This is a genomic window from Mesorhizobium sp. M1E.F.Ca.ET.063.01.1.1 (assembly GCF_003998155.1).
Lineage (GTDB): Bacteria > Pseudomonadota > Alphaproteobacteria > Rhizobiales > Rhizobiaceae > Mesorhizobium.
In genome coordinates, this window is record NZ_RZSC01000782.1 from 1 (window position 1) to 2671 (window position 2671).

General features: G+C 67.5%; 1 protein-coding gene. It reads right to left on the reverse strand.

The features are described from left to right. A partial coding sequence (gcvP, locus tag EOA29_RS32230) for an aminomethyl-transferring glycine dehydrogenase (protein ID WP_245468625.1) occupies nucleotides 1-2671 on the reverse strand: 2671 nt, incomplete at both ends.

Below are 2671 nucleotides of genomic sequence, written 5' to 3' on the forward strand. Positions count from 1 at the left end.
CCGCCGGATAGGCTGCCTCGAGCCGCGAATAGGGATGCTTCCACTCGCCCGCGAGTGCCTCGGCGGCGGTGTGCGGGGCATTGACCAGCGGATTGTCGGCCAGCGGCCACTCGCCCTTCGCCACCTTCGCCGCCTCGCCGGCGATCGCAACCATCGCCTCGCAGAAGCGGTCGAGCTCGCGCTTGGGCTCGGACTCGGTCGGCTCGACCATCAGCGTGCCCGCAACCGGAAACGACATGGTCGGCGCGTGGAAGCCGTAGTCGATCAGGCGCTTGGCGATATCGTCGACGCTGATGCCGGCGCTCTCCTTGAGCACGCGGGTGTCGAGGATGCACTCATGGGCGATGCGGTCGTGCCTGCCCTTGTAGAGGAGCGGGAAGTGCAGCGCGAGCCGGGTCGCGATGTAGTTGGCGGAGACGATCGCCGTCTCCGTCGCCTGCTTCAGGCCCGAAGCGCCCATCATGCGGATGTACATCCAGGTGATCGGCAGGATCGAGGCGCTGCCGAAGGGCGCCGCCGCCACGGCATGGGTCGTGCCCTCGGTAACGTGGCCCGGCAGATAAGGCTTCAGATGCGCCTTGACGCCGATCGGACCGACACCCGGCCCGCCGCCGCCATGCGGGATGCAGAAGGTCTTGTGCAGGTTCATGTGGCAGACGTCGGCGCCGATGTCGCCTGGACGGGCTAGGCCGACCAGCGCGTTGAGGTTGGCGCCGTCGAAATAGACCTGGCCGCCGTGCTCATGCACGATGGCGCAGAGGTCGCGCGCGCCTTCCTCATAGACGCCGTGCGTCGACGGGTAGGTGAACATCAGCGCCGCGAGGTCCTTCGAATGCTCGGCCGCCTTGGCCTTGAGGTCCTCGACGTCGATGTTGCCGTCCTCGGTGCAGCGCACCACCACCACGCTCATGCCGGCCATGGCCGCGCTCGCCGGATTGGTGCCATGCGCTGAGGACGGGATCAGGCAGACCGTGCGATGACCCTCGCCGCGCGAACGGTGATAGGCGCGGATGGCGAGCAGGCCGGCATATTCGCCTTGGCTGCCGGCATTGGGCTGCAAGGTCACAGCATCGAAGCCGGTGATCTCCGATAGCCAGGCTTCCAGGTCGCCGATCATGGCGCGGTAGCCGACCGAATGGCCGGACGGCGCGAAGGGATGCAGGTTGGCGACGCTCGGCCAGCTCACCGGCATCATTTCGGCGGCGGCGTTGAGCTTCATGGTGCAGGAGCCGAGCGGGATCATGGCGCGATCGAGCGCGAGGTCCTTGTCGGCCAGCCGGCGCAGGAAGCGCATCATCTCGGTCTCGGAGCGGTTCTCATGGAAAACCGGCTGCGTGAGGAACTCCTTGCCGCGCGGCTTGCCCGGCATGGAACCACCTTCCACCGCGCCGGGCCTGGCGCCGAACAGGGCCGCGATCGCCTCCAGATCGGTGTCGGTGGAGGTCTCGTCGAAGGCGATGCTGATCTTGTCGGCATCGATGACGCGCAGAAGCCGGCCGGTCTTCTCGGCGGCGGCGGCGATCGAGCCTGCCTTGCCCTTCACCTCGGCCGTCACCGTGTCGAAGCGGCGTGTGCCGAGCACCGAAATGCCGGCGGCCTTGAGCCCGGTGGCAAGGCGGTCGGCGAGGGTGTGGACGCGCCCGGCAATCGCCTGCAGGCCGGTGGGACCGTGCCAGATCGCATAGGCCGTCGCCATGTTGGCGAGCAGCGCCTGCGCGGTGCAGATGTTGGACGTAGCCTTGTCGCGGCGGATGTGCTGCTCGCGCGTCTGCAGCGCGAGGCGATAGCCCGGGCGACCCATGGTATCGGTCGACTGGCCGACAAGGCGGCCGGGCATCAGACGGGTCAATTTGTCGGTGACAGCGCAATAGGCGGCGTGCGGGCCGCCAAAGCCCATCGGCACGCCGAAGCGCTGCATCGAACCGACGGCGATGTCGGCGCCGAGCTTCGCCGGCGCCTCCGTCAGCGTCAGCGCAAGCGGGTCGGCGATGAAGACGACCAGCGCGCCGGCGGCGCGGGCCTTCTCGATCGCTGCCTTGTGGTCGCCATAGACGCCAAAGGTGTCCGGCCACGAGACGAGGAGTGCGGCGGTGTTGTCGTCGATCGTCTCGCCGTCGACCTCGGTGCCCAGCGGCTCGGCGCGAGTGCGCACGACATCGAGCGTCTGTGGATGCGGCGTGCCGGCGAGTGCTACCTTGGTGCGCTTGTCGCGGTGATGGCGCAGCGCGATGCCGACCGCTTCGGCAACGGCGGTGGCTTCATCGAGCAACGAGGCCGAGGCCACCGGCAGGCCGGTCAATTCGGTGACCAGGGTCTGGAAATTGAACAGCATTTCCAGACGGCCCTGGCTGATCTCGGCTTGGTAGGGCGTGTAGGCCGTGTACCAGGCCGGGTTCTCGAACATGTTGCGCTGGATGACCGGCGGTACAAAAACATCATGGTAGCCGGCGCCGATGAAGCACTTCAGCACCGTATTCTTCCCCATGATCGCCGATAATTCCGCCAGCGCTTCGGCTTCGCTGGCCGGAGCAGGCAGGGCGAGCGGCCGGTCCAGACGGATCGACTTCGGCACGGCCTGGCTGATCAGTGTCTCGACGGACGGAACGCCGATGACGGCGAGCATGGCTCTGACATCGTTGAGGCCGGGACCGATATGGCGGGCCAAGAAGGG